The organism is Paenibacillus oryzisoli (assembly GCF_001653565.1).
GTDB lineage: Bacteria > Bacillota > Bacilli > Paenibacillales > NBRC-103111 > Paenibacillus_E > Paenibacillus_E oryzisoli.
Genome location: NZ_LYPB01000060.1, coordinates 105,388 through 126,667, shown reverse-complemented (window position 1 = coordinate 126,667; position 21,280 = coordinate 105,388). Strand labels below are relative to the sequence as shown.

The 21,280-nt window shown below is 44.9% G+C and carries 14 protein-coding genes; 5 read left to right on the top strand and 9 right to left on the bottom strand.

All coding sequences use genetic code 11. The features are described 5' to 3' along the window. Positions 1–61: 61 nt before the first annotated feature. The 6 genes from A8708_RS12800 to A8708_RS12775 all read right to left on the bottom strand — a co-directional run bounded on the left by A8708_RS12800 (position 62) and on the right by A8708_RS12775 (position 8,353). Positions 62–1,876 carry a cache domain-containing sensor histidine kinase gene (locus tag A8708_RS12800; RefSeq protein ID WP_068663934.1) on the bottom strand — a complete coding sequence of 605 codons (1,815 nt, stop codon included), beginning with the start codon at positions 1,874–1,876 and terminating at the stop codon, positions 62–64. After that, complete coding sequence (locus tag A8708_RS12795; protein WP_068663931.1) at positions 1,873–3,444, bottom strand: response regulator; 1,572 nt, start codon at positions 3,442–3,444, stop codon at positions 1,873–1,875. Before A8708_RS12795 ends, A8708_RS12800 begins: the two co-directional genes overlap by 4 nt. Before the next feature lie 106 nt (positions 3,445–3,550). Beyond that, positions 3,551–5,104, bottom strand: a complete 1,554-nt coding sequence (locus A8708_RS12790; protein ID WP_068663927.1) for a DUF3502 domain-containing protein — start codon at positions 5,102–5,104, stop codon at positions 3,551–3,553. 44 nt (positions 5,105–5,148) lie between these two features. Then, on the bottom strand, positions 5,149–6,039 hold the full coding sequence (locus A8708_RS12785; protein WP_068663921.1) for a carbohydrate ABC transporter permease: 891 nt from the start codon (positions 6,037–6,039) through the stop codon (positions 5,149–5,151). A gap of 10 nt (positions 6,040–6,049) precedes the next feature. Then, positions 6,050–6,976 carry an ABC transporter permease gene (locus A8708_RS12780; RefSeq protein WP_068663920.1) on the bottom strand — a complete coding sequence of 309 codons (927 nt, stop codon included), beginning with the start codon at positions 6,974–6,976 and terminating at the stop codon, positions 6,050–6,052. A 120-nt stretch (positions 6,977–7,096) separates the two neighbouring features. Continuing rightward, a complete protein-coding gene (locus tag A8708_RS12775; protein WP_068663912.1) occupies positions 7,097–8,353 on the bottom strand; it encodes a carbon-nitrogen hydrolase family protein in 1,257 nt (418 codons plus the stop codon). A gap of 235 nt (positions 8,354–8,588) precedes the next feature. Here A8708_RS12775 and A8708_RS12770 point away from each other — a divergent pair, with 235 nt between their 5' ends. The 3 genes from A8708_RS12770 to A8708_RS12760 all read left to right on the top strand — a co-directional run bounded on the left by A8708_RS12770 (position 8,589) and on the right by A8708_RS12760 (position 14,933). Further along, positions 8,589–10,145 carry an SWIM zinc finger family protein gene (locus A8708_RS12770; RefSeq protein ID WP_068663910.1) on the top strand — a complete coding sequence of 519 codons (1,557 nt, stop codon included), beginning with the start codon at positions 8,589–8,591 and terminating at the stop codon, positions 10,143–10,145. Continuing rightward, positions 10,142–13,090, top strand: coding sequence for a DEAD/DEAH box helicase (locus tag A8708_RS12765; protein ID WP_068663908.1), 2,949 nt, complete (start codon positions 10,142–10,144; stop codon positions 13,088–13,090). Before A8708_RS12770 ends, A8708_RS12765 begins: the two co-directional genes overlap by 4 nt. A 385-nt stretch (positions 13,091–13,475) precedes the next feature. Continuing rightward, positions 13,476–14,933 (top strand): stalk domain-containing protein, encoded by a 1,458-nt coding sequence (locus A8708_RS12760; protein ID WP_068663906.1) that lies wholly within the window; start codon positions 13,476–13,478, stop codon positions 14,931–14,933. Between the two features lie 51 nt (positions 14,934–14,984). Here A8708_RS12760 and A8708_RS12755 read toward each other — a convergent pair whose 3' ends face one another. Then, on the bottom strand, positions 14,985–16,484 hold the full coding sequence (locus A8708_RS12755) for an MDR family MFS transporter (RefSeq protein WP_068663904.1): 1,500 nt from the start codon (positions 16,482–16,484) through the stop codon (positions 14,985–14,987). 144 nt (positions 16,485–16,628) lie between these two features. Between A8708_RS12755 and A8708_RS12750 the strand changes: the two genes are divergently transcribed. Beyond that, positions 16,629–17,294 (top strand): TetR/AcrR family transcriptional regulator, encoded by a 666-nt coding sequence (locus tag A8708_RS12750; protein ID WP_068663902.1) that lies wholly within the window; start codon positions 16,629–16,631, stop codon positions 17,292–17,294. A gap of 3 nt (positions 17,295–17,297) precedes the next feature. Further along, entirely contained in the window at positions 17,298–18,137 is an 840-nt protein-coding gene (locus A8708_RS12745) for a helix-turn-helix domain-containing protein (protein WP_082927462.1), read from the top strand. Between the two features lie 770 nt (positions 18,138–18,907). Here A8708_RS12745 and A8708_RS12740 read toward each other — a convergent pair. Both A8708_RS12740 and trhA read right to left on the bottom strand, forming a co-directional pair. Then, the gene (locus tag A8708_RS12740; protein WP_068663900.1) at positions 18,908–20,335 is read right to left on the bottom strand and encodes a HEAT repeat domain-containing protein; all 1,428 of its coding nucleotides are present in this window, start codon (positions 20,333–20,335) and stop codon (positions 18,908–18,910) included. Between the two features lie 157 nt (positions 20,336–20,492). Next, positions 20,493–21,137, bottom strand: coding sequence for a PAQR family membrane homeostasis protein TrhA (gene trhA / locus A8708_RS12735; protein WP_068663898.1), 645 nt, complete (start codon positions 21,135–21,137; stop codon positions 20,493–20,495). Positions 21,138–21,280 lie beyond the last annotated feature (143 nt).

Sequence of the window (21,280 nt, the reverse complement as noted above, 5' to 3'; positions counted from 1 at the left end):
AAAGTAGATCATCCAATACCTATGTGGGAACCATGTTTATATCTATGAAGCTTTCTTTTCCCTATCCGATCACCGGTGGAATTCTTATCTCCACTTTGGTGCCAATTCCTGATACACTCGTATAGCTCAAACCATACTCTGCACCGAAATAAAGCTTTAATCTTTCATTAATGTTATGAACGCCAAACCCGCGCCAATCATCCTTGGATTGCTGCTGGAACATGCTCATCAGAGCATCCTCCATCATACCTATACCATTATCTTCAATGCACAGAAGTATCAATCCGGCTTCTAGCTTTCCGCTTATCGTGATGGTCCCGCTTCGATCTGGCTTCATCTGAATGCCATGCATAATGCTATTTTCGACCAGGGGCTGCAATGTTATTTTAGGTATTTGATACGACAGGATGTCCTTGATATTCAAAACAAGTTTAATGCTATTATCGAATCGATAATTCTGAATTTCCACATAGGTTTGAACATGTTGGATTTCATCATCGATCTTCACGATATCCTGACCTTTTCTCAAACTGAGCTTGTAGAAGTTCGATAAGGATGAAATCAAAGATTCAATATCCGTGCAATTATGTTTAATGGCCATCCAATTTATTGAATCCAGCGTATTATATAAGAAGTGGGGATTGATTTGAGATTGCAAGGCCTTAAGCTCTGCTTGGGCCCACTTCAACTCCGCGTTCTTCATCTCTTGCCCGGTTTTGAACTGTTCATCAATTAATTTCTCAATCTTTTTGATCATAAAATTATAAGATTCCGCCAGCTCCCCAATCTCATCTCTGCCGAACTTCTGCGTGATGACGGACAATTCGCCATTTTGGACCTTACGCATTTTGGAGATTAAGCGATAAATCCGTTTCGTGCTGGACACGGAGCTTACATAAGCGAGCACATAGGCCACTGCTGCCATAACGATCATAATCAGGATTAGCACGTTTCTTTGACGGGAACTGGCAGACAGAATATCCGTAATTGGGATTATACTGACCATTCGCCAATCCGTACCTTCAATCGTTTTATAACCCACGATCGCCCCCTTACCCTTAACGGTAGTTTTCTGCCACATATTCTCTTGCTCTGTCGCCAAGTTCGGAACTTTCCAAAGATTGATCTGTTCAAGTGAAGCCGTCGACTGAATGATCTGCCCCCTGCTATTTTCTATATAGATCATGCCTGTATCGGTAATGTTGGCTGCTTTATCGATAATATTCAGTACATCACTTAGTAAGATATCAACGCTAAGTACACCCATGTTTTTAGAATAATCATTAGGATTCTTGACAAGACGCAGTACGGATAACACTTTATCCTCTGTCACATTGCCAGTCTTTTCCGTGTAGTGGGTCGTGGTTGGAGATAATAAAACTCTGGCGTTACTATTTAATAATTGCTCATACCAGGAGTCATCACGAATCGATTCCATACTGTAGATGAGCTGTCCGTCCCCCGCATATATGAATTCATCCGGTACGAACAAACGAATGAGATGGATATCCTCGTTACGAAGTAAATATTGAAATAGTCTTAACAGATATGAACTATCTTTCAATTGCATTGGGATTTCATAAGACGCTCCATTTCTACCGAACACCCTTGTTGCCTCTTCATCGAGAATAATATAATCCGAAATCGTAGAAGCACTGTTCACTTTGGATGCAAGAGAAGACGCTGCCTGTTCGAAAGACTGCTTGGCAGCATACACCGTATTTTCCTCGATCACTTGCGCTGCCTGTTTGTAGGCTAAATAAGTAAAGCCGAAGAGCGGTACGATCATGAGGAAGAAAAAAATCAAAACGAGTTTATTTTTGATTTTGAGATCCTGGATGTATTGCCAGAGAACACGAATTGATTTCCCCATCATAAGTAATGCCTTTCTCTATAATCGGAAGGATTCATTCCGGTCATTTTTTTAAATATTTTAGTGAAATGATTGGGGCTTTGATAGCCTACCTTTCTCGATATTTCCAGAAGCTTCACTCTTTCTTCCTTCAAAAACTCCTTAGCCTTTTCGATTCTAACTTCGGTTATGTATTGGTTAATGGTTTTTCCTGTTTTTTTCTTAAAAATCATGCAGAGATAGGTCGGTGTCAGAAACAGATGCTGCGCTAGCATGTTAATCGTTAAATGATCATCATGGTAATGCTCCTGGATAACCTGCATAATCATAAATACATTTTGTCCGATACTATTCTTGGATTGGATATTGTCGAAAACAACCAAAATTCGGTCCACCATATAGTTTTGGATTTCTGTCAAGCTGGACATACTCGTGATGATATCCCAAAAATACACTTGTTCCTGTTTTTCAAAGAGATCGATATTGTATCCTGTTGCAAAAGTATTTAATTCTAGGAGCATGCTGCAGAAAATGTCTTTGACCTGCTTAATGGGCAATTCGGTATGCTTTCTAATTTCGTCATGCATGTGGACAATGAAACGCAGCGTCTTATCTTTATCGCATTCACTCAAGCAATCTACAAATTGCTTAATAACAACTGCATCCAATCGATATGTCTTACCGTTATCAACCCGATCCTCGTAAATAACCATCTGATTAGCCCCGATAAAAAATTGTTTCTGCAAGGCTAGCGCAGCGGTTCGATACGATTCTCTAACCTGCTTCACCCCATCTACTTTGATTCCAATACCCATAAACAAATCGACTTTCACGCTTGCCAATTCCTCTATCGTTTTCTTCAGAGAACTAATTATCGTTGGGGGAAAATCTCGATGGCTAACCCCTTTTCCGTAAAAGTGAATGACAATATGCTGGTTGTCTTTAAACCCTGCAAGATGGTACATCACAGGATTATCGAATACCAAATCTATCGCTTTATATATAAGTCCTTTATGATTATGCTCGATATCTGTAGACGGTTCTGTTTGAATGTCGATTTTTATGATAGCGGTGATAACATTCCCATAAGATGAAATATCTTTGTTCATTTGTTGTAATCGTTGCAAAATATCAGGGAGAGGTGTTCGCATACCAGCCATGTCCAAAGCTAGTTTTTCCTTGAGAATTGCGTTATTCTCCGCATTTTTAACTTGTTCTTCCCTGACGGCACGAACAGCCAAACTAACTGCGCGTTTCACTTCTTCTCTATTGACAGGCTTCTCTAGATAATTGATTGCACGCAATTGAATAGCCGATTTCAGGTACTCTTTATCCGCATACCCGCTTAAGAAAATGAATTTACAATCCGGAAGAATAGCCTTTACTAAGACAGCGAATTCAATGCCATTCATACCAGGCATCTTGATATCTGAAAGAATGATGTCGGGTCGTATTTGTTCAGCCAGCCTCAACGCTTCATCACCTGAACCAGCACATTCAACCCTACTAACGTCAAGGCTATTCCATGGAATAAACTGGGCTAATCCTTCTCTTGTCGACTTCTCATCATCTACAATAATAAGTTTTATCATATACGTGTACGCTCCTTGGGCCTGATTGGAAAAGCATACCATATATTACCTCTAAAGGCTCTTGCATGGCGTCAACTGCCGAAGCCTCTAGAGGTATTAATAGGAATTATTTATTTTTCAGATATTCATTGATTTGTGTTTGCGCGACTTCCATGTATTTCTCAACGCCGGCCTTCTTCAAGTTTTCTTTGTAAACTTTGATCCCGTCATCCACATCATCAATGAAACCCATATAAAGCGGTCCGGCATATTGTGCAAACAAATTGCTCAGATTGGTACTTACATCATTGATCTCCTTGGTGTTCAGGGCAAAATCGACCAAAGGATTCGCTTTATAGCGTTTTTTGGCATCATCAGTTAGAGCTGCATAGTTGGGAAATGATCCATCAAACACTTTGGTATAGGCTTCATTCGTCCAGCCCCATGTGCCAGCCGCATTCGGCGGATATTTATTATCGATCGGGAACTTAATAACTCCTTTGTCATCGACCGTATAATGAGTACCCTTCAATCCGTATTGTGTTAGCATATTGTAGGATTCATTGTATCGCAGCAAATCCAGCAGCATGAGCGCTCTTTCTGCATTTTCGGATTTCGCACCAATTGCCATTCCTCCTGCCATATAGGAGTAACGATCAATGGAGCCTTTCGTAAAAGCTGGATAGACCTTTACATCCCATTCTGGATGGTTTTTGCTTACTTCATTATAGATATTATTAGCACCCGGAATACTTGAGATTAACGCTGCATTCTTGCCGTTCTTGAAAGAATCATTGAGCCCGACCGTGTTAGAAAGTGCATTCTTCGACCAGTAACCGTTATCTTTCCATTGCTTCATTTTCTTCAAAAATTGCGTAGTTTCCGGTAAATCGAACGTATACTGGAGCTTTAAGGAAGCATCGTTTTTATTGATAGCAATAGGGCTCGTGCAGTTTGGAGCTCCAGGCGCCATCAAATCATTATTTCCGAAATAGAGAGAGCATAGCATCCATGCATCATTTTTCCCCATATTAAAAGGGATCATGTTTTTTTCATTTTTAGCCACCGCGTCCAGATAGACGCCGAAATCATCCAACGATTTGATATCCGGTACGTTATACTTCTTCATCAGATCGCCTCTAACGACATACGTACTGTAATTAAAACTTGCTGCAAGCGTAGGCAACGCATACATTTTGCCACCCACATAACCGCCCGCAATCTTATCTTTCGCTTCTTTGGCTGAGATAGGAGCATAGGTGCTCAACATGGCAGGAGTGATTTCCTTAAAAGCGCCTCTTCTGGCGTTGTCCGCAAAATTCATATAATTCGCTGCGAAAATCAGATCGAATTTCTCGCCGGAAGATAGCATTAAGTTATACGCATCGTTGGATAAAAAATTGATTTTGACCGTTGCATTGATGTCCTTAAGGGTCAATTTGTTCAATTCCTCGTGGATCAGCTTGGCATCAGGCGTTCCATCCGATGGCAAATACATACTGAGTTCAACTTTTTTGGAGGTGTCGACCCCCGAAGCAGCAGCCGTGCTTTTAACTTCTGGAGTAGGGCTCGATGAACTCCCCGTTTGGCTCCCCGTATCCTTGGAACATCCGATTGCAATCATCGCTATTGCCAGAATAGATACCAGCACATTGCCCATCCTTGACCACTTTCTTTGCATATCATTTCCCCCTATATTGTATTGATAACTGGAGTATTCCAGAGCTATCCTTTCACTGCGCCTACTGTCATTCCTTTAACGAAATACTTTTGGATAAACGGATATACCAATATAATCGGCCCCGTTACGACCACAGTCATGGCCATCTTGAACGTTTCTGAGGGCATTTCAACTACAGGGATGCCTGTTTTTTGCGCGACAATCTGTGCAGCTTGCATGGAGTTAAACACTTTATAAAGGTGATACTGTAAAGGCATCATGTGCGGTTTCGTAATAAACAACATCGCTTGATACCAGTCGTTCCAATACGTAAGGGCAATAAATAAGCCAATTGTAGATAAAGCGGGAAGAGACAACGGAAGATAGAGCCTAGAGAAAATGGTGAAGTCTCCGGCACCGTCCATTTTGGCAGATTCACCGATGCTATCAGGGATTGTTGTAAAGAAAGTTCGCATAATAATGATGTGAAACACTGCCAACAGATGCGGAAGAAGCAGCGCCAAATAGTTGTTTTTCATCCCTAAACTAATCATGATGAGATACCACGGAACTAATCCTCCACTAAACAAGGTCGTGAAAAAGAAAAAGAAGGAGAATTTATTGCGGTATTTAAAATCTTTGCGGTGAAGCACATACGATGTCATAGAAGTTAGAAAGAGCCCTAGAACGGTACCTGCAATAACTAAACAAATCGTAACACCATAGGCCCCTACGATGACTTCTGGCGTTTTCCAGATCAACTTATAGGCTTCCAATGAGAACTCTTTCGGGAGGAGCCTATATCCATGCTCAAAAAGCGAAGAATCTTTCGTAATCGATCCCGAAACCGTAAGAAGGAACGGAATGAGACATAATAATGATATAATTCCAATGAGTAAATAGCCGATGATGTTGAAAAAGAGATCATCTTTTTTTATGATTTTGTTCCCTCTCATGAAACCACTCCTAAAATAAGGCATACTCCGGATTCACCTTCTTAATGAGGTAATTCAACGTCATTATGATAATGAAACCAACAGCAGATTGGTACAATCCTGCTGCCGCAGGCAATCCCAAATCCAACCCTTGCTGATTCAGTGCACGAAACACGAACGTATCAATCACATCCGTCGTATTAAATAGCAATCCGTTATTACCCACTAATTGATAAAACATGTCCAAATTCCCTCTCAGAATACCACCGACTTGCAATAGAACCATGATGATAATCGTGACTCTCAAGAGAGGTAAAGTGATATAAGTAATTTTCTGAAAAATATTGGCTCCGTCCAATTCAGCCGATTCATACAAATCAGGATTTATCCCCATAATTGCCGCTAGGTACACGATGCTGCCATATCCGATAATTTTCCACAAATAAAATCCTACAATGATGAAGATCCATAAATAAGGCCTGCCGTACACATCGACCGATTCAATCCCCCATGCTTTCAGCAGCGTATTTAAACTACCGAACTCGTAGTTGAATATGCCATAGACAAAGGAACCAACAACAACCCAAGAAATAAAATACGGTAAAAGCATCGTTGATTGCGTGATTTTCTTGAAAAGTTTTCCCTTCACTTCGGAGAAAAGGATAGCTACTCCCACTTGAAACACTACACCGACTACAATAAAGGCTAGATTGTAAAGAATCGTGTTTTTGGTAAGCAGCCAAGCTTGCCCGGATTGAAAGAAAAAGGTGAAATTTTTGAACCCAACCCATGGGCTAAACAAGATTCCTTTATCAAACTCAAAGTATTTAAAAGCAACTATGATCCCTCCCATCGGAAGATAACTGAAAATGATAAAATAGATCACCGCAGGGGCTAACATAAGAAACAACATTTTGTTTTTCTTTACTTCCATTAATAAGCCGGATGCTTTGTGCATGTAACAACCCCGTTTATTGATTTAGTAGTCATTAAAGCTATAAACCCACTATAACAGCGCTTTCACATCGTTGAAATCATACAATCTTATAATGATCAGCGATATATTCTACTTTGCAAGTTAGTCGAATAAATACTTGTAACTATCCGGGCGCCGTTCCTGCCTAAACAAGACGCGAGCTTCGCCGCTTGCATTCCCTACAGACAGCCATGGCTGGTAATAAGACTCAGCAAGGTCGATTTCACTCATCACTATGCCTTGCGTTTGATCGGAAATTTCTGCAATGATTTGGCCTTGTGGATCGATGATTCTGCTGGGATTCTCTCCCCACATTCCTGCGATCACGACGTGAACCCCACAATCAATCGCTCTTGCAAGAGACTGAATCAAGGTATTTCCCTGCGTTGGTACGAATAATATTTCCGCACCTTTCAGCGTTAGTATTCTTGCTACTTCAGGGAAGTAACAATCCCAGCAAATCATCATGCCGATTCGACCCAGATCGGTATCAAATACCGGATATTCGCGTCCTGGCGTAACCCCAATCTCAGCTTCATCAAGGGGCACATGCGTTTTTCTGTATTTCCCTGCTACATGGCCTGCTCGATCTATCAAGAGCGCCGTATTATAAAGGACATCCCCATCCATTTCGAAAAAGCTAGTAATGATGTAATATTCATATTTTCTAGCATAATCCGAAAGGAAATTCGTCAATGTACCTGGTATCGACTCACCAAAGAGTCCGTAGCCCCTACCTTCACAACCTTGCTCATAAACGCATTCACTTAGACATACAACATCTGCCCGTTCCACTCCAGCTTGATCAAGAATTGTCCCCATTGCAGCTAAATTGTCTTGTCTATTACCAGAAAACTTGTTGATTAGCGTAGTTGCTACCCTGATCTTTCTAGAACCTTCCGACTGTTTCTCAATGAAAGACGGCCTTCTCCAGACGATCCTACCACGCGTTGACCATCGGAAAGCAAGTTCCACCTCAACAGCTGTTGCCCCTTCCGGCGCAGCCATTGTTCTATGCAAATTCACCCACTGGTCATCCAGCTCTCTTGTTTGATCCAAATAGTCTCTTGTCAGTAATACGCCGTCTGAATCAGACCATGTGAGCATTACATAGCAGTTAAGCCCGTTTACTTCTATATCGGTTCCCCGATATTGGACACTGATTTCATATGTCTTTCTGCCATTTATCCCGGTAATTTTACTTATCCATTTTCCGTATTTCTCCAAAGTACCGTTGGCATGCATAACCAATACTGGCTCTTCATCCCATACGTCCCTTATAAATTCCGGAGCAAGCGCTTCGTGTGGAGACCAGCTTATCCAATCCGTAGAATCGAACATTTGTATGCGATTAACCATCGTCGTTCTCCCTCCTTTCAATTATTCTGCTGCTACTTGTAAAGTATAGCATCGGGTATATGACGTGAAAATTATGTAAAGTTATAGTAATGAGCGATATCTTACACATTTTGTGCAGTCCTCATAGAGGGAATTGTGACTATGCATCATATAAGCCTCCAATGAGACAAGTTGCTGTAAATATTTTATAATATAGGCATGATAGCTTATCGTAAGATTCTAAAGGAGTTAACTTATGTCTTCTACACCCGTTTTGAATGATGACAACTGGTCGAAATTGCTCGAATATGTGGCAGAATCGTATAGCGAAGTTACGCTAAGTCGAGGCTTTCATTTCTATAAGCAGCAGATGGTACTCTCCATGAATATTGCTGCAGAGCTTAGGAAAGTTCATGCTGTTGTGGAAGAGTTCGGCGAGAAGTGCCAAGTAGCGATTGATTTGAATCAATTGAAAGCTAGTTCCTGTACCTGCCCTGTTAAGACATCGTGCAAACATATAGCAGCAGCCTTCATGGAGTTGGCAGATCGCCAAGGCTATCCAGCCTCCCAAATTATGAATGCCAAGATGGCGTTGAAACGCGTTGCCGCCCAATCTGCCAATGTATCAACCTTAGAGCAATTACCAGGGATGACGGTAGAAGGCTGGCACAAGTTCATGGAGCATTACACGTATCATCTTAAACCTAACTATGATCAATGGAACTTTGTTGAGTTACTTAGGGGGCAATTCGCAAATCTCAAGCGTACCCCCATTACGTTTTCAGAAACGGATCAGTTTTACTTCGAGTTTCATCAGCGGCTGTTCATTTTACGTAAAATCGTAGAGCAGAACGCGCAAGCAGGTGTTACCTTTTTCACGGCGGCAACCGTCTATCATTTGGTCGATGAATTGATGGAGTGGATCAATCCAACGATTAGTCTCCTAAATGGACTCATTAGTAGCGAGAGATTCCAACAAACAACAGCCTATTTTCGTACGCAAATGTCAGTAGAATCGCCTAAGAAACTACACCATTTCAGTGTGTTTACGGCGTTCTTAGCCTCTCATCCAATGCTAGAAGAAAGCCAGATAGCCTCAGAGATTGTCGCTTTCGAGGTTATGCAAGAGGCAGAACTTTCTTTTTCCCTATGTGCAGGACGAGCCTATCTATATCTTATGCATGGAAGAAAGGCGCTTTCCTGGGAAACGTTAGCCTCTCATGCTGCATTCAAGGAAGCCCCAACACTTCTGTTCAGGCCTTTCCTGGATGAATTGAAACAGAAGCAGGATTGGCAAGAGATGATTCTGTGGTTGCGAAGAATGTGTTCATTTTATCGCGGCAAAAGACACCTCGAAATTGACGTCTATGTCTTCTATTGGAAGTTAGTTATCGCTGAACTACCTGAAGCAGAGGCTGACATGTGGCAGTCATTAGAAGAACTGTTGCCTACGACATATCGCATTATCGAGGATCTTTATTATGAGAGGCGACAATGGAAACGGTGGATTGAGATGCAAATTGCACAGGGTTACGACCCTTTTACGCATCGAGTTCATGTACTTCAGCCTATCGAGAAGGAGTCGCCAGAACTACTCCTCCCCTACTATCATCAAGCGGTAGAGCACTATATTCGGCTCAAAAACCGTCACGATTATAAAGCCGCTGTACGGCTATTGAAACGATTGGAAAAGGTCTACAAAAAAATGAAGCAACCCGAACGATGGGAAGCGTTCTTCACACGATTCGTTAGTCGGTTTAGCAGACTGCGCGCTTTGCAAGAAGAATTGAAGAAAGGGAAGCTGTTAGAATGAGTACCAAACTGCACGAAATGACGTTATGCATGTCTCTAACGGATAGTGGAGATGCCCTGCTCTGGGGATTCAAAGATGGCCGCGATGTCTCGGGCGACCACTTTCGTAAGCTTGTATTCACATGGCATGAGCCTTCTCTCTATGGCACTTTATTAGAAACGCAGCAAGCCGGAGAGCTTGTTGTGACAATTCTCCCTGCGGAGCAGGTACTTGGATTTTTCGCTGAGCCGAATTTCATGGAGATCGTCAGTTGGGACATGGGCACAGAAGCTGCGAATATGATGTTGCATGTCGCTCCACTTCTCCAAGATGCTGCTAAGAAAGGGCTCTATATACCTAGCTATGAGGACTTCCGTAATGGCCGATTAGTATGGACTTGGGATCGAAATGGGGAAATACTTGCAGACATCGATTGGTCTGTTCTTGGGAAAACGGATGACCTTGGCGAAGCAGGGTTGCGAGCCGCGTTTTCGGCAGCAGTGGTAGAAGCTCATTATTCGAATGAGACGGCCATGGCAGATTTGCGTCGAGATTATCCGGCTTTATTTGCGGCGAATCGGAAGGCTAATATTGCAGACGATTCCCCTGCTGCTTTTACAGAAAATGAATGGCTCTCTGCGATGGGGTGGCGACCAGACTTAGCGCCTTTCCGCCCTGCTCTGCAACTTCTCGAGCCTGATGAGCTTGAAGAAGACTGGCGGTTAAGACTCGTCCTTCAGGACAAGCAAGACAGTACCCTGCTCACCCCCATTCGACTGCATGTGGATGGAACAGCATCAGGTCAATGGGCGTCGGAATGGACGCCTCATGTAGTGGAGCGAGCGCCTGGCTGGGTAACACGCCTTTTAGAAGCACTGCCGCGCATGGCTGATGACGGGGAACTGCTCGCACATCCAATGAGCGATGACTCCGCCTGGACGTTCCTGACCAAGGACAGCCGCATCTTGCTGGAGGATGGCTGGAACGTCATGCTGCCAGCTTGGTGGGAAGCCGCAGCGAAGCGGAAACCACGCCTCAGTGCCAAAGTCGCTGCTGAAGCAGGCGGTGGCAAGAGCGAGTCATTGTTCGGCATGAATTCACTCGTCAATTTTGACTGGCGGATCGCGATTGGCGATTCCGAATTGAGCGAAGCAGAATTCAACAGCCTGCTTACCCGCAACGAACGGTTAGTTCGTTTCCGCGGGCAATGGATCTATCTGGATCCCGCATTTCTCGATCAAATTCGCAGGTTGATGGATAGCATCGATCCGGCTGAGGGCTTGTCGCTGCAAGATATTTTCCAGTTACATTTGCTGAGTGAGTTAGAACGAGAGAAAGTGAATGCTTCTTCATGGGATGGGGAATCTCAAGAGGAGTTGGATTACGAAGAAGAAGCTCGCTTACAGTTAGAAGTCGAACTGAACACACATTTGCTTAAGTTAGTTCGACAGCTAGGACAGCCTTCCGATCTTGAACAGATTCCCGTGCCAGCTGGGCTTCGCGCAGAGTTACGCGGATATCAGCACCAAGGGTTCACTTGGTTAACTTATCTGAGAAAGTTCGGTCTTGGTGCTTGTTTAGCAGATGATATGGGTCTTGGTAAAACGGTCCAATTCATCACGTATTTACTGCATCACAAACCTGTTTCTGAGCAGCCTGCTCTGCTGATTTGCCCTACTTCTGTACTCGGCAACTGGCAGAAAGAGCTTGCTCGTTTTGCACCAGAGCTTACGGTTATGCTGCACTATGGCAAAGGTCGTCTGGGTGGAGCAGCACTCGATGATGCCTTGCAAGGCGTCGATATTGTCTTAACTTCTTACACGACGGCACTTATGGATCAAGAAACGCTTCAACCTTACATGTGGAGTTCCCTCTGTTTGGATGAAGCTCAGAATATTAAGAATGCGCAAAACAAGCAATCTTCCGCCATCCGCTCGTTGAACGCAGTTCACCGCATCGCTCTCACGGGTACGCCGATTGAGAATCGATTATCAGAGCTGTGGTCCATCTATGACTTCCTGAATCCTGGTTATCTTGGGAACCAGCGTGGCTTTCAAGTTCGCTTCGCGAATCCGATCGAGAAGCATCAAGATGCGGAGCGGACTGCGCAGCTCCAGCAGTTGGTGAAACCTTTTATGCTGCGCCGCAAAAAGAAAGATCCCGCCATCCAGCTCGATTTGCCGGATAAGCTGGAAATGAAGGTCTACATCAACTTGACGGCCGAGCAAGGCGCGATGTACGAGCAGACCGTGAAGGATCTGATGGAGCGCATGAAGAAGCTCGAGGGTATGGAGCGCAAGGGCGCGATCCTTGGTGCTTTGACACAGCTGAAGCAGCTGTGCGATCATCCGATGCTGCTCACGAAGGAAGCGGAGCAGGCGGAGGAAATGGCCCAGAGCGAGGATAGCCGCGCTGAATTGGTCTTGCGCTCCGCGAAGCTAGAGCGCTTGGTTGCGATGGTCGATGAGCTCCGCGACGAGGGCGATTCGTGCTTGATCTTCACGCAGTATGTGGGCATGGGCCGCATGCTGGCGAGCGTGCTTTCCGCGCAGCGCGGAGAGCCGGTGTTCTACCTCAACGGGAGCACGCCGAAGCAGGAGCGCGACCGCATGATTGAACGGTTCCAAGCCGCTGACGGCGAGGGACCGAGTATTTTCGTGCTGTCGCTGAAAGCCGGCGGCGTCGGGTTGAACTTGACCGCGGCGAATCACGTGTTCCACTTCGACCGCTGGTGGAATCCCGCTGTCGAGAACCAAGCGACCGACCGCGCGTATCGCATGGGCCAAACGCGGAACGTGCAGGTCCACAAGTTTATCTCGCTCGGCACGCTCGAAGAGCGTATCGACGAGATGCTCGAGAGCAAAATGAGCCTCAGCGAAAACGTCATTTCCTCCTCCGAAGGCTGGATTACGGAGATGTCGAATGATGAACTGCAAGATTTGTTTACGCTGCGGAAATCTTGGTAATTAGCAGCGGCTGTAACCGTAAATAAGGCCCGAGATGGGCCTTATTTACATCTCAGCGGCACGCGGACTGGCTAACCGCAAAGTACGTACGGTTTCCAGCGACTCCTAATAAGTATCTGTCTCTGCATTTAAAGCAGCCATCTCACTCCACACGCTAACCTTGCAGCTCAAATGACGATCCCCCACCACATATACATCATTCACCTACACTAATTTCGCACAGCACACTCCCATAACTTTTCCACAGCTAGTAAGTCAAGGCCCTATCTTTCGTCCCATGTTTCAATCTACCTACGTCTTAAACACACCGACTCCTCCGAATGGTATACTAACCATATATTTCAGCATATTTCGACATTATTACTTATAAAGGAGACATTACTTAATGCTTTATCCAAAGCTATTACTTCCTGCTACATCGCTGCTTTTAACTGCAGCACTTCTTACCGGAGGAGCGTCATCAGTATCTGCTGCCTACTCCCCTTCCGTTAGCGCATCAACGAAACTCGTTTACGCTTCTGGCAAAAACTTTACCGTCAAAACGGTCACAATTGACCTCACCGATCCAACGCTTGAACTCGTTCCTGCCTTAGCGGATGGTGGTATCGGTCATGATGACGCCATGCAAGCCATTGTCGATCGAGAGAATGGTGTCGCGGCGATTAATGGGACATTCTTTAACGCTTACGAGTCCGATCCTTACATTCGCTACCCCAATGGCACCCTGTTGAAGTCTGGTGAGACGATGCATTCTGGGGAAAATCAGACGCTTTTTCTGAACAAAGATAAGGTACCTGACATTCAGTTCGTCAATCTTGATATTGCCATTCGCACCAGCGAAGGCGGCGGCACCTATACGATAAATCCTTGGGGGATTAATAAATATTACGGAGACACGAGCACCGACCAGATTGTCTGGTATACGCCGGATTTTGGCCGCTGGATTGGCTTTCCCAACGGGACTAAAGTGGTGATAAGCGAGGGACTTGTCACACGGATTACACAGGATTCCGTAGCAGTTCCAGAAGATGGATATGTTTTATTCGTCGGCAATAGTGCCAACAATAAGCAGAACGTACTGACCAAACTTGACGTAGGTGATAGAATCACGAAGGATATCCTCGCAAAAGGTGAAGGGAGCAGCAATCTCGACGCCAAAACCTGGCTGTCCGCGATCGGCGTAGGTCCGAAGCTCGTAACGAATGGCGCCTCCGATATCAATGTGAGTAGAGACGGTTTTACCGATCCAAAAGTCACACAATCTTCTGCGGCTAGGAGCTTCGTTGGGATTGATGGCTCTAATCGCCTAGTCATGGGTACCGTACCTAACGCCACATTGTCTGAGCTTGCTTCGATTTCGATTGCCCTTGGACTTACAGAGGCGATGAATATGGATGGTGGGTCAAGCTCCGGTCTTTATGCCAACGGGACGATGATGACCTATCCTGGACGTAAGCTTAGCAATGTTCTCCTCGTCCGCAAGTTAGATAAACCAAAGGTACAAATTGAAATCAACGGGCAATATATCTCGGATTTTGCTGGTTTTATTGATAGAGAAACGACAGTTGTCCCGATTCGTCCCTTCATTACAGCCATGAACGCGAAGTTTACTTGGGACGCCTCAACACGAACAGCTACAATTACGAATGCTGGCGTTACATTGAAATTGCAGGACGGAAGCTCTGTCGCTACCGTGAATGGCAAGTCCGTGGCTGTGCCCGTCCCACTGCAAATCATGAGTGACAGCCGGATGTATGTCCCGCTTCGTCTCGTTGCTGAGTCGCTCAAAAGTACAGTCACATGGAACAGCAATCTCTACCGCGCATCCGTAAAACTACCTTAGACACAAGAAAAGGCAGCCCCAAGTAAATTCTTGAGGGCTGCCTTCTGTATGTTAGTGCAAACCTTCTAATGCAACTTCTGCTCTTCCTTCGGCATGTGCTACTGTCTTGCCGCGGCGCAGGAAGAGTCCAAGAACCACGCCACACATCGCGATAATCATCATACATGTGAATGTATATCCGAATGCATCAGGCGCAACGGAAAGCATCGACTTCTGCATCTCCGCAGGGGAACTTACAGGAAGTTTCTGCTCGGTAATCAATGTTGACACTCGTGATGTCAGAATCGTCACGACGATCGCAACACCAAAGGAGCTAATTACTTGCTGCATCGCACTTGTCAACGAAGTAACGCGGCTGACGAGGTCTTGCGGAGCTTTTTTGATCAAATGTGAGTTAATTGGCATCATCATGAGTCCCATACCTGCCCCAGCCATGGCTAGTGGTAGAATAAGATCCGTTCTTTGCGTGGTCATATCCAAATGAGAATACTGGAAAATTGCCCCAGAAACCAAAGTAAGACCGATTACAACTAACCAACGAATGCCGATTCTATCGAATAAATAACCGCCAATTGGCATCATAAGTGCAGACGCGATCGCCTGCGGGAACAGGGTCAATCCGGTATCGAATGCTCCGTAACCACGGGCTTGCTGCAGGAATTGCGGGAGAAGGAAAATCGCCCCGAACATACAGAATTGGATCACCCATTGAATGAATATACTAAAGGAAAAATCGAATGATTTGAATACACGAAGCTCAAGCAAAGGAATTTTCGTTTTGAGCTCAACAATGACGAAAGCAATTAATGCAGCGGCACCGACGATAATACCACCAAGCGCTTTATCAGAAGTCCACCCTGAAGCACCTTGCGAAATGCCATAAGATAGCGAAGCGAAAGCAATCGGACCCAGGATCATTCCAGGAAGGTCGAAACCAGCAACTTTTTTGCGTGCCACAACAGGTAATTTCCATAATCCGAAAATAAAACTAAAAATACCGACAGGCAAATTAATAAGGAAAATCCAATGCCACGAATGGTACTCAACTAACCAACCTGACAAGATAGGACCAATAGCTGGTGCTAATAAAATAGGTACGCCCAGCATACCCATGACTTGCCCGATTTTGTTCGGCGGACTAAGTCTGTATACATATGCCATAGCAACTGGCATCACGAAGCCCCCGCCCAAGCCTTGCAGAATGCGGAAGAAGATCAACATTTCAGCCGAGTTCGGCGTCGCGCATAAAAGAGATGCAATCGTAAACAGCAGTACAGATGTAAGGAAAACATTTTTCGCTCCAAAACGGTCCGATAACCACCCCGCTAATGGAATTACCGCAGCGGATGCCAGCATATAGCCTGTTACCGCCCATTGTATTGTTGGTAGATCTGTTTTAAAGTCAACCACTAACTTCGACAATGCAACATTCATTGCTGTCGTGTCGAGGATAACCATGAATATGCCCGTAATAATAGCGATTAACGGCACCAGAATGCTCGTAATCTTAAATTCCGGCTCGGTTCCACCGGATACAGCACTTTGACTCATTCCTAACTCCTCCTTAGACAATCTCTCTCTTCACGTGTTACAATATTTACGGGACAATTGTCCGCTACCCCATATTACGGACAATTGTCCGCAAAGTCAAATGATTTTTTCATGGACGATCTCTCTACCAGGAGGAAGCAAAATATGAAACATCCAGATGAACATCAACAAGAAATCCGTGAACTCATAAAAGATGTCGTTACTGATACCGTTACGCCAAGCAGTCGCCGCGGCGAACGTGATACGGAGTATCGTCGTCGCATCCTTTCAGCTGCTCGCATGCTTTTGGAAACGAACGATATAGAATCTGTAACAATGCATCAAATTGCCAAGGAATCCGGCGTCGGCCAAGGAACCTTATACCGCCGCTATACCCATATTGGAGATGTGTGCAGCGACTTGATCAAATCCACAACAAATCGATTTATAGATATGATTGAGGATAAATACACAAATATGCATCCTATTGGATCTGGACTAGATCAACTATCTGCTTGCATCCATGATGTGATTGATTTCGTGGACGAGAATGTCGCACTTCTATCCATTATCTCTTCTATGCATGGAGAAAAACGGCACTATACTATTCATAAAAAGCCGTTCTTTGTCAGACTTCGCAATATTCTAGCTCCACTCATTCAACATGCCATTCAAAATAATGAGATCAAGGATTTAGATGTCACCTTGACGGTCAATACACTTCTCATTTCCCTGTTTCCGGAACAATACTTGTATCATAAAGATACATTAGGCTATACGAAACAGCAGTACACGGAAGGCATTTGTCGACTATTCGTAAAAGGAATCTAACTTATGAAATCAGATATGAATCCGAGCCAGCGAACTTTCTGGAAGAAATATATGGCCAGAGCAAGAATCGATGTCGACTTGGCGGCTTATACGAAAGTATCGCGAAGTTGGAACGATGAGATCCCCTCGTGTCCTGTTAATCGACTTTATTTTATAACGGAGGGCGAAGGTTATGTGAAAATAGGTGACCACACCTATTATCCGCGTCCTGGCGACCTTTACTTACTGCCTGCGGGTAGTGACCAAGCTTATGGCACGATTAGTGAGAATACCTTCGGCAAGTATTGGTGCCATTTCACTGCGAAAATCGGTGATCTGGATCTCTTTCAGATTCTGCATACCAGCCCATCGATTGTGGTCAAAGACGTATTAGCCCTTGGTCAAACGTTCGAAAACTTAATTGCACATCGTCGGAGTGATGCCTTATCAGCTGAATTTCGCGTAACAGGCATCCTCCATGAACTCATCGCGGATTTCATTGATGCCAATGCTGCCGTGAAACTGAATTTAGCTACCACCCCAACCCATGAGAAAATGAATGTTGTGCTGCGCTACATGGAACAGCATATAGCAGATCAGGTTTCGATCGAAACACTCGCTCAGCTCGCCCATTATCATCCCAATTATTTCATCAATGCGTTCAAACAATTTACGGGATACTCCCCGATCCAATATATGAACCACTTGCGCTCCGAAAAAGCCAAAGATCTACTCCTGACAACGGAGCTGAATGTCTCTCAAATAGCCGATTCCTTCGGCATGGAATTATCGTATTTCTCCCGAATGTTCAAGGAACAAACGGGATTCAAACCAACGGCATTCCGTGATTTGCGGCCGCGCTGAGTTGTGGATGAGGCCGCAACGCATTTAACGGAATGAGCTGTTTCTGTTTCTGTTTCTGTTTCTGTTTCTGTTTCTGTTCCAGCTCCTGATCCAGATCCCGTTCCTGCTCCTGCATCCCACTCCCATACCTCCGTCGCGCCAACATTAACTGGAAAATAGGTAGTTATTTTCTTATAAAACAAGCTAATCAGCGAAATAGATGGAAAACCTCCATCTATTTTCGGGTTATTTGCCCTTTTCGGCTGAAAACATCAAGAATAGCTGTATATTTTCCATTTATTTCATATTAACTGCTGTTTCGGCGTAAATTTACTGTATGTTTTCCATCTATTGTTTAGATGGTGAGGTGTTCACTAAGTTGAGCGGACTCTTCGCATTATTGTTAAGCAGGTGTTCTAGGTATGTCGAAGTATTAGTCACTTGGAGGTACTAGTTTCTTCGAAGTATTAGTCACTTAGAGGTACGATTTCTTAGGAATTTTAGTCACTTGGACGTACTAGTTACTCTGGAGTTTTGTTTGTTTAGATGTGCTAACTGTTTCGGAGATTTTGTGCTGAGCTGATTGCTAGATACGACTAACTTCGTTGGTGAACAATCGTATGATGATGTTGACAGTAGGATAATGAGTTGTCTGTCAATCGTGTAACATTCATTCCTGGAGGAGCCGTTGCTCCCATCACGACACAGCCAGCGGCGTGGCGAGATACCACGCCGCCATACGAAAGAAGCAGCTCCCATCACATCGATGGGAGCTGCTTGCGGATACTACCTTAAGGATAAAACGCATTCTTCGCAGTCGTCGTTGGGCACCAACGCGCGTTAAGCAGGAACTTAATGAGCGTGTCTTTCGCTCGCTCTGTACCTACGTAGCGTAAGGATTCCGCCGCATGCGCACGCACATAGCGGTTCTCGTCATCCAGCGCGATTTCCAATTGCGGAATCGCTGCTTCAGCATTGGCCCCTAGACGGGACAGCGCCAAGCTGGACATGAACCGCACCTGAGCGCTTTCATCTTGCAGCGCATTCCCCAGACATGCCACCACTTGATCGTGGCCAGATTCCATAAGACCAAGGGCATCTACTACAGCACAGCGGATTTCCTCCGAAGGATGCCCCATCAAGTTAACAAGCGCTGGTACTGCCTCGCTGGCGAGTCCTCGCAATTCACCAAGCGCGAACACGGCATGGGCGATGATTTCCTCTGCATTGGCAGCTTCATTATTGTCTGTTGCCAACGCAGCAATTAATCCGCTTACAGCACCACTCCCCGCTACAGATAAGCCATAAGCTGCAAGTCGTGACACGTTGGTTTGCTCGCTATGAAGGGCTTGAAGCAAAGCTTCCACACCACTCGGTCCACTAGCTGCGAGCTCATAAGCCGCATTAATTGCATCAGGTTCCAAGCTGCTTAATTCAGCTGCCAGCTCCTTGATCCGTTGTGGATCAGAAGCAAGCGTGTCAGCCATGCTGCCAACTTGTCCTGACAACCAATTCCACGTTTCTTCCCACATGAAATCGTGCTCACCCATTGGCAGTTGTAGCCCTTCAGGTTTGCGCCATCCGAGCTCTTGATTGTTCCAGCTTGGCGATTGCGGCAGTTCCGTCCGCATGAATTCGAACTTCAACATGTAACGAGCTTGCCCCAGTACATTCGGAGTGGAACGGTGCCAAATATCATAATGAATCAGTGCAAACGTCCCGGCATCCCCACTCGCCAACACTTCTCCTTCAGGCTCATTCCCCTCAAAAGTACGTGATTCATAATTTTGCGTACCTGGCAGTATGCCTGTCGGTCCTAACTCCACAGGTGTATCCTGTGGGAAATACATAATCATTGCCCATTGCGGGTGATGATTGCGCATCCTGTTGTAACCCCAATAGCTATCTTTATGCCAACCGCCAGCTACACTTGAAGCATTATAATGCCCGTGGCGATGCGCATGCATCATATAATTAGGCCCCAGCACACTGGTCAATGCACCAGTCACCACCGGATGGTCAAAAACTTTGCGCAGCTCACGAATGCGAGGTAAAAGATTATTACCGGGATTGCCTTCTTCGGTATACACCGTATTCAATTGCTCGACTAAACTTTCATGAAATTCACGTGGAAAATCGGTTTTGAGAAGTAGACAGCCATTCGTAATAAACGTTCTCATTTGCTCATCAGTCAATAATAAAGGTGTGTTGCTTTGCATTGTCTCTGCCTCCTTGGCATGAAAGGAATGTGTGACTCATGCTCTTATTATATGAATGATGATTTGAACATTAAATAAACAATCTTAATCCGTACTAGCACAAAATTAAGGTATTATTATCCTCCTCCTGAATTATTTAAAACACCTCATTTCTAGTTCATAACAGCGCAGGCATCACGTAACTATAGACAGCAATAAAGTGGCAGGTACTTCCAGCCAGAACGAATATGTGCCAAATCGTGTGATGGTAACGCAATTTGCGCCAGAGGAAAAAAGGAACACCCCCGATGTAGCTGATCAAGCCTACTTCTAGCCAAATAAATGCAGCATAGGGCAATCGCACATAAAGCGGAATAATAAATAGTATCATGAAGGCTCCCATGCCCAAGTACATCAGAAGTCCCCAAGGCATAAATCGCCCAATAATGACATGAACATACCTAACACCGCCGAAAGCTAGTGCCCATATCACGATAAGCAACTCAATCGCAACCCGACTATGCCAAGTTATGAGCAGGAACGGTGTATACGAGCCCGCCATAGCAATGAAAATTGCTGCGTGGTCCAGCATTTCGAAGCGTTTTCCCCACTTAGGTGAACGTACAGCATGCAACAGCGTCGAGGACACATAGAGTAGGCAAAAGGATACTCCGAACACCACATTGCTCGCCGTGTACAGCCAATCGTCAAATAGCACAGACCGCTGCATGAGCAGAATGAGCCCATATATGCTTAAACACACGCCAATCCCGTGACTAACCGCGTTTAAGCGCTCTTCTTTGCGTGCAAGTTGATCCTCCATGGGAAGAGACACTCCCTCCTTTTTGTTCTAGTTTTTCCCATGGAGGAGGCACGTATGTATCAATCTTCATTTGACTCCTTTCTCTCCTTGACGTTGACATGGCTTAACTCAAAAAAACCGCCACCTCCAACAAACTGGAGCTA

Coding starts and splice junctions, on each gene's coding strand:
- A8708_RS12760 (WP_068663906.1), top strand. CDS start 13,476: ATGCTTTATCCAAAGCTATTACTTCCTGCTACATCGCTGCTTTTAACT.
- A8708_RS12790 (WP_068663927.1), bottom strand. CDS start 5,104: ATGCAAAGAAAGTGGTCAAGGATGGGCAATGTGCTGGTATCTATTCTG.
- A8708_RS12775 (WP_068663912.1), bottom strand. CDS start 8,353: ATGGTTAATCGCATACAAATGTTCGATTCTACGGATTGGATAAGCTGG.
- A8708_RS12755 (WP_068663904.1), bottom strand. CDS start 16,484: ATGAGTCAAAGTGCTGTATCCGGTGGAACCGAGCCGGAATTTAAGATT.
- A8708_RS12795 (WP_068663931.1), bottom strand. CDS start 3,444: ATGATAAAACTTATTATTGTAGATGATGAGAAGTCGACAAGAGAAGGA.
- trhA (WP_068663898.1), bottom strand. CDS start 21,137: ATGGAGGATCAACTTGCACGCAAAGAAGAGCGCTTAAACGCGGTTAGT.
- A8708_RS12770 (WP_068663910.1), top strand. CDS start 8,589: ATGTCTTCTACACCCGTTTTGAATGATGACAACTGGTCGAAATTGCTC.
- A8708_RS12765 (WP_068663908.1), top strand. CDS start 10,142: ATGAGTACCAAACTGCACGAAATGACGTTATGCATGTCTCTAACGGAT.
- A8708_RS12740 (WP_068663900.1), bottom strand. CDS start 20,335: ATGCAAAGCAACACACCTTTATTATTGACTGATGAGCAAATGAGAACG.
- A8708_RS12785 (WP_068663921.1), bottom strand. CDS start 6,039: ATGAGAGGGAACAAAATCATAAAAAAAGATGATCTCTTTTTCAACATC.
- A8708_RS12800 (WP_068663934.1), bottom strand. CDS start 1,876: ATGATGGGGAAATCAATTCGTGTTCTCTGGCAATACATCCAGGATCTC.
- A8708_RS12750 (WP_068663902.1), top strand. CDS start 16,629: ATGAAACATCCAGATGAACATCAACAAGAAATCCGTGAACTCATAAAA.
- A8708_RS12745 (WP_082927462.1), top strand. CDS start 17,298: ATGAAATCAGATATGAATCCGAGCCAGCGAACTTTCTGGAAGAAATAT.
- A8708_RS12780 (WP_068663920.1), bottom strand. CDS start 6,976: ATGCACAAAGCATCCGGCTTATTAATGGAAGTAAAGAAAAACAAAATG.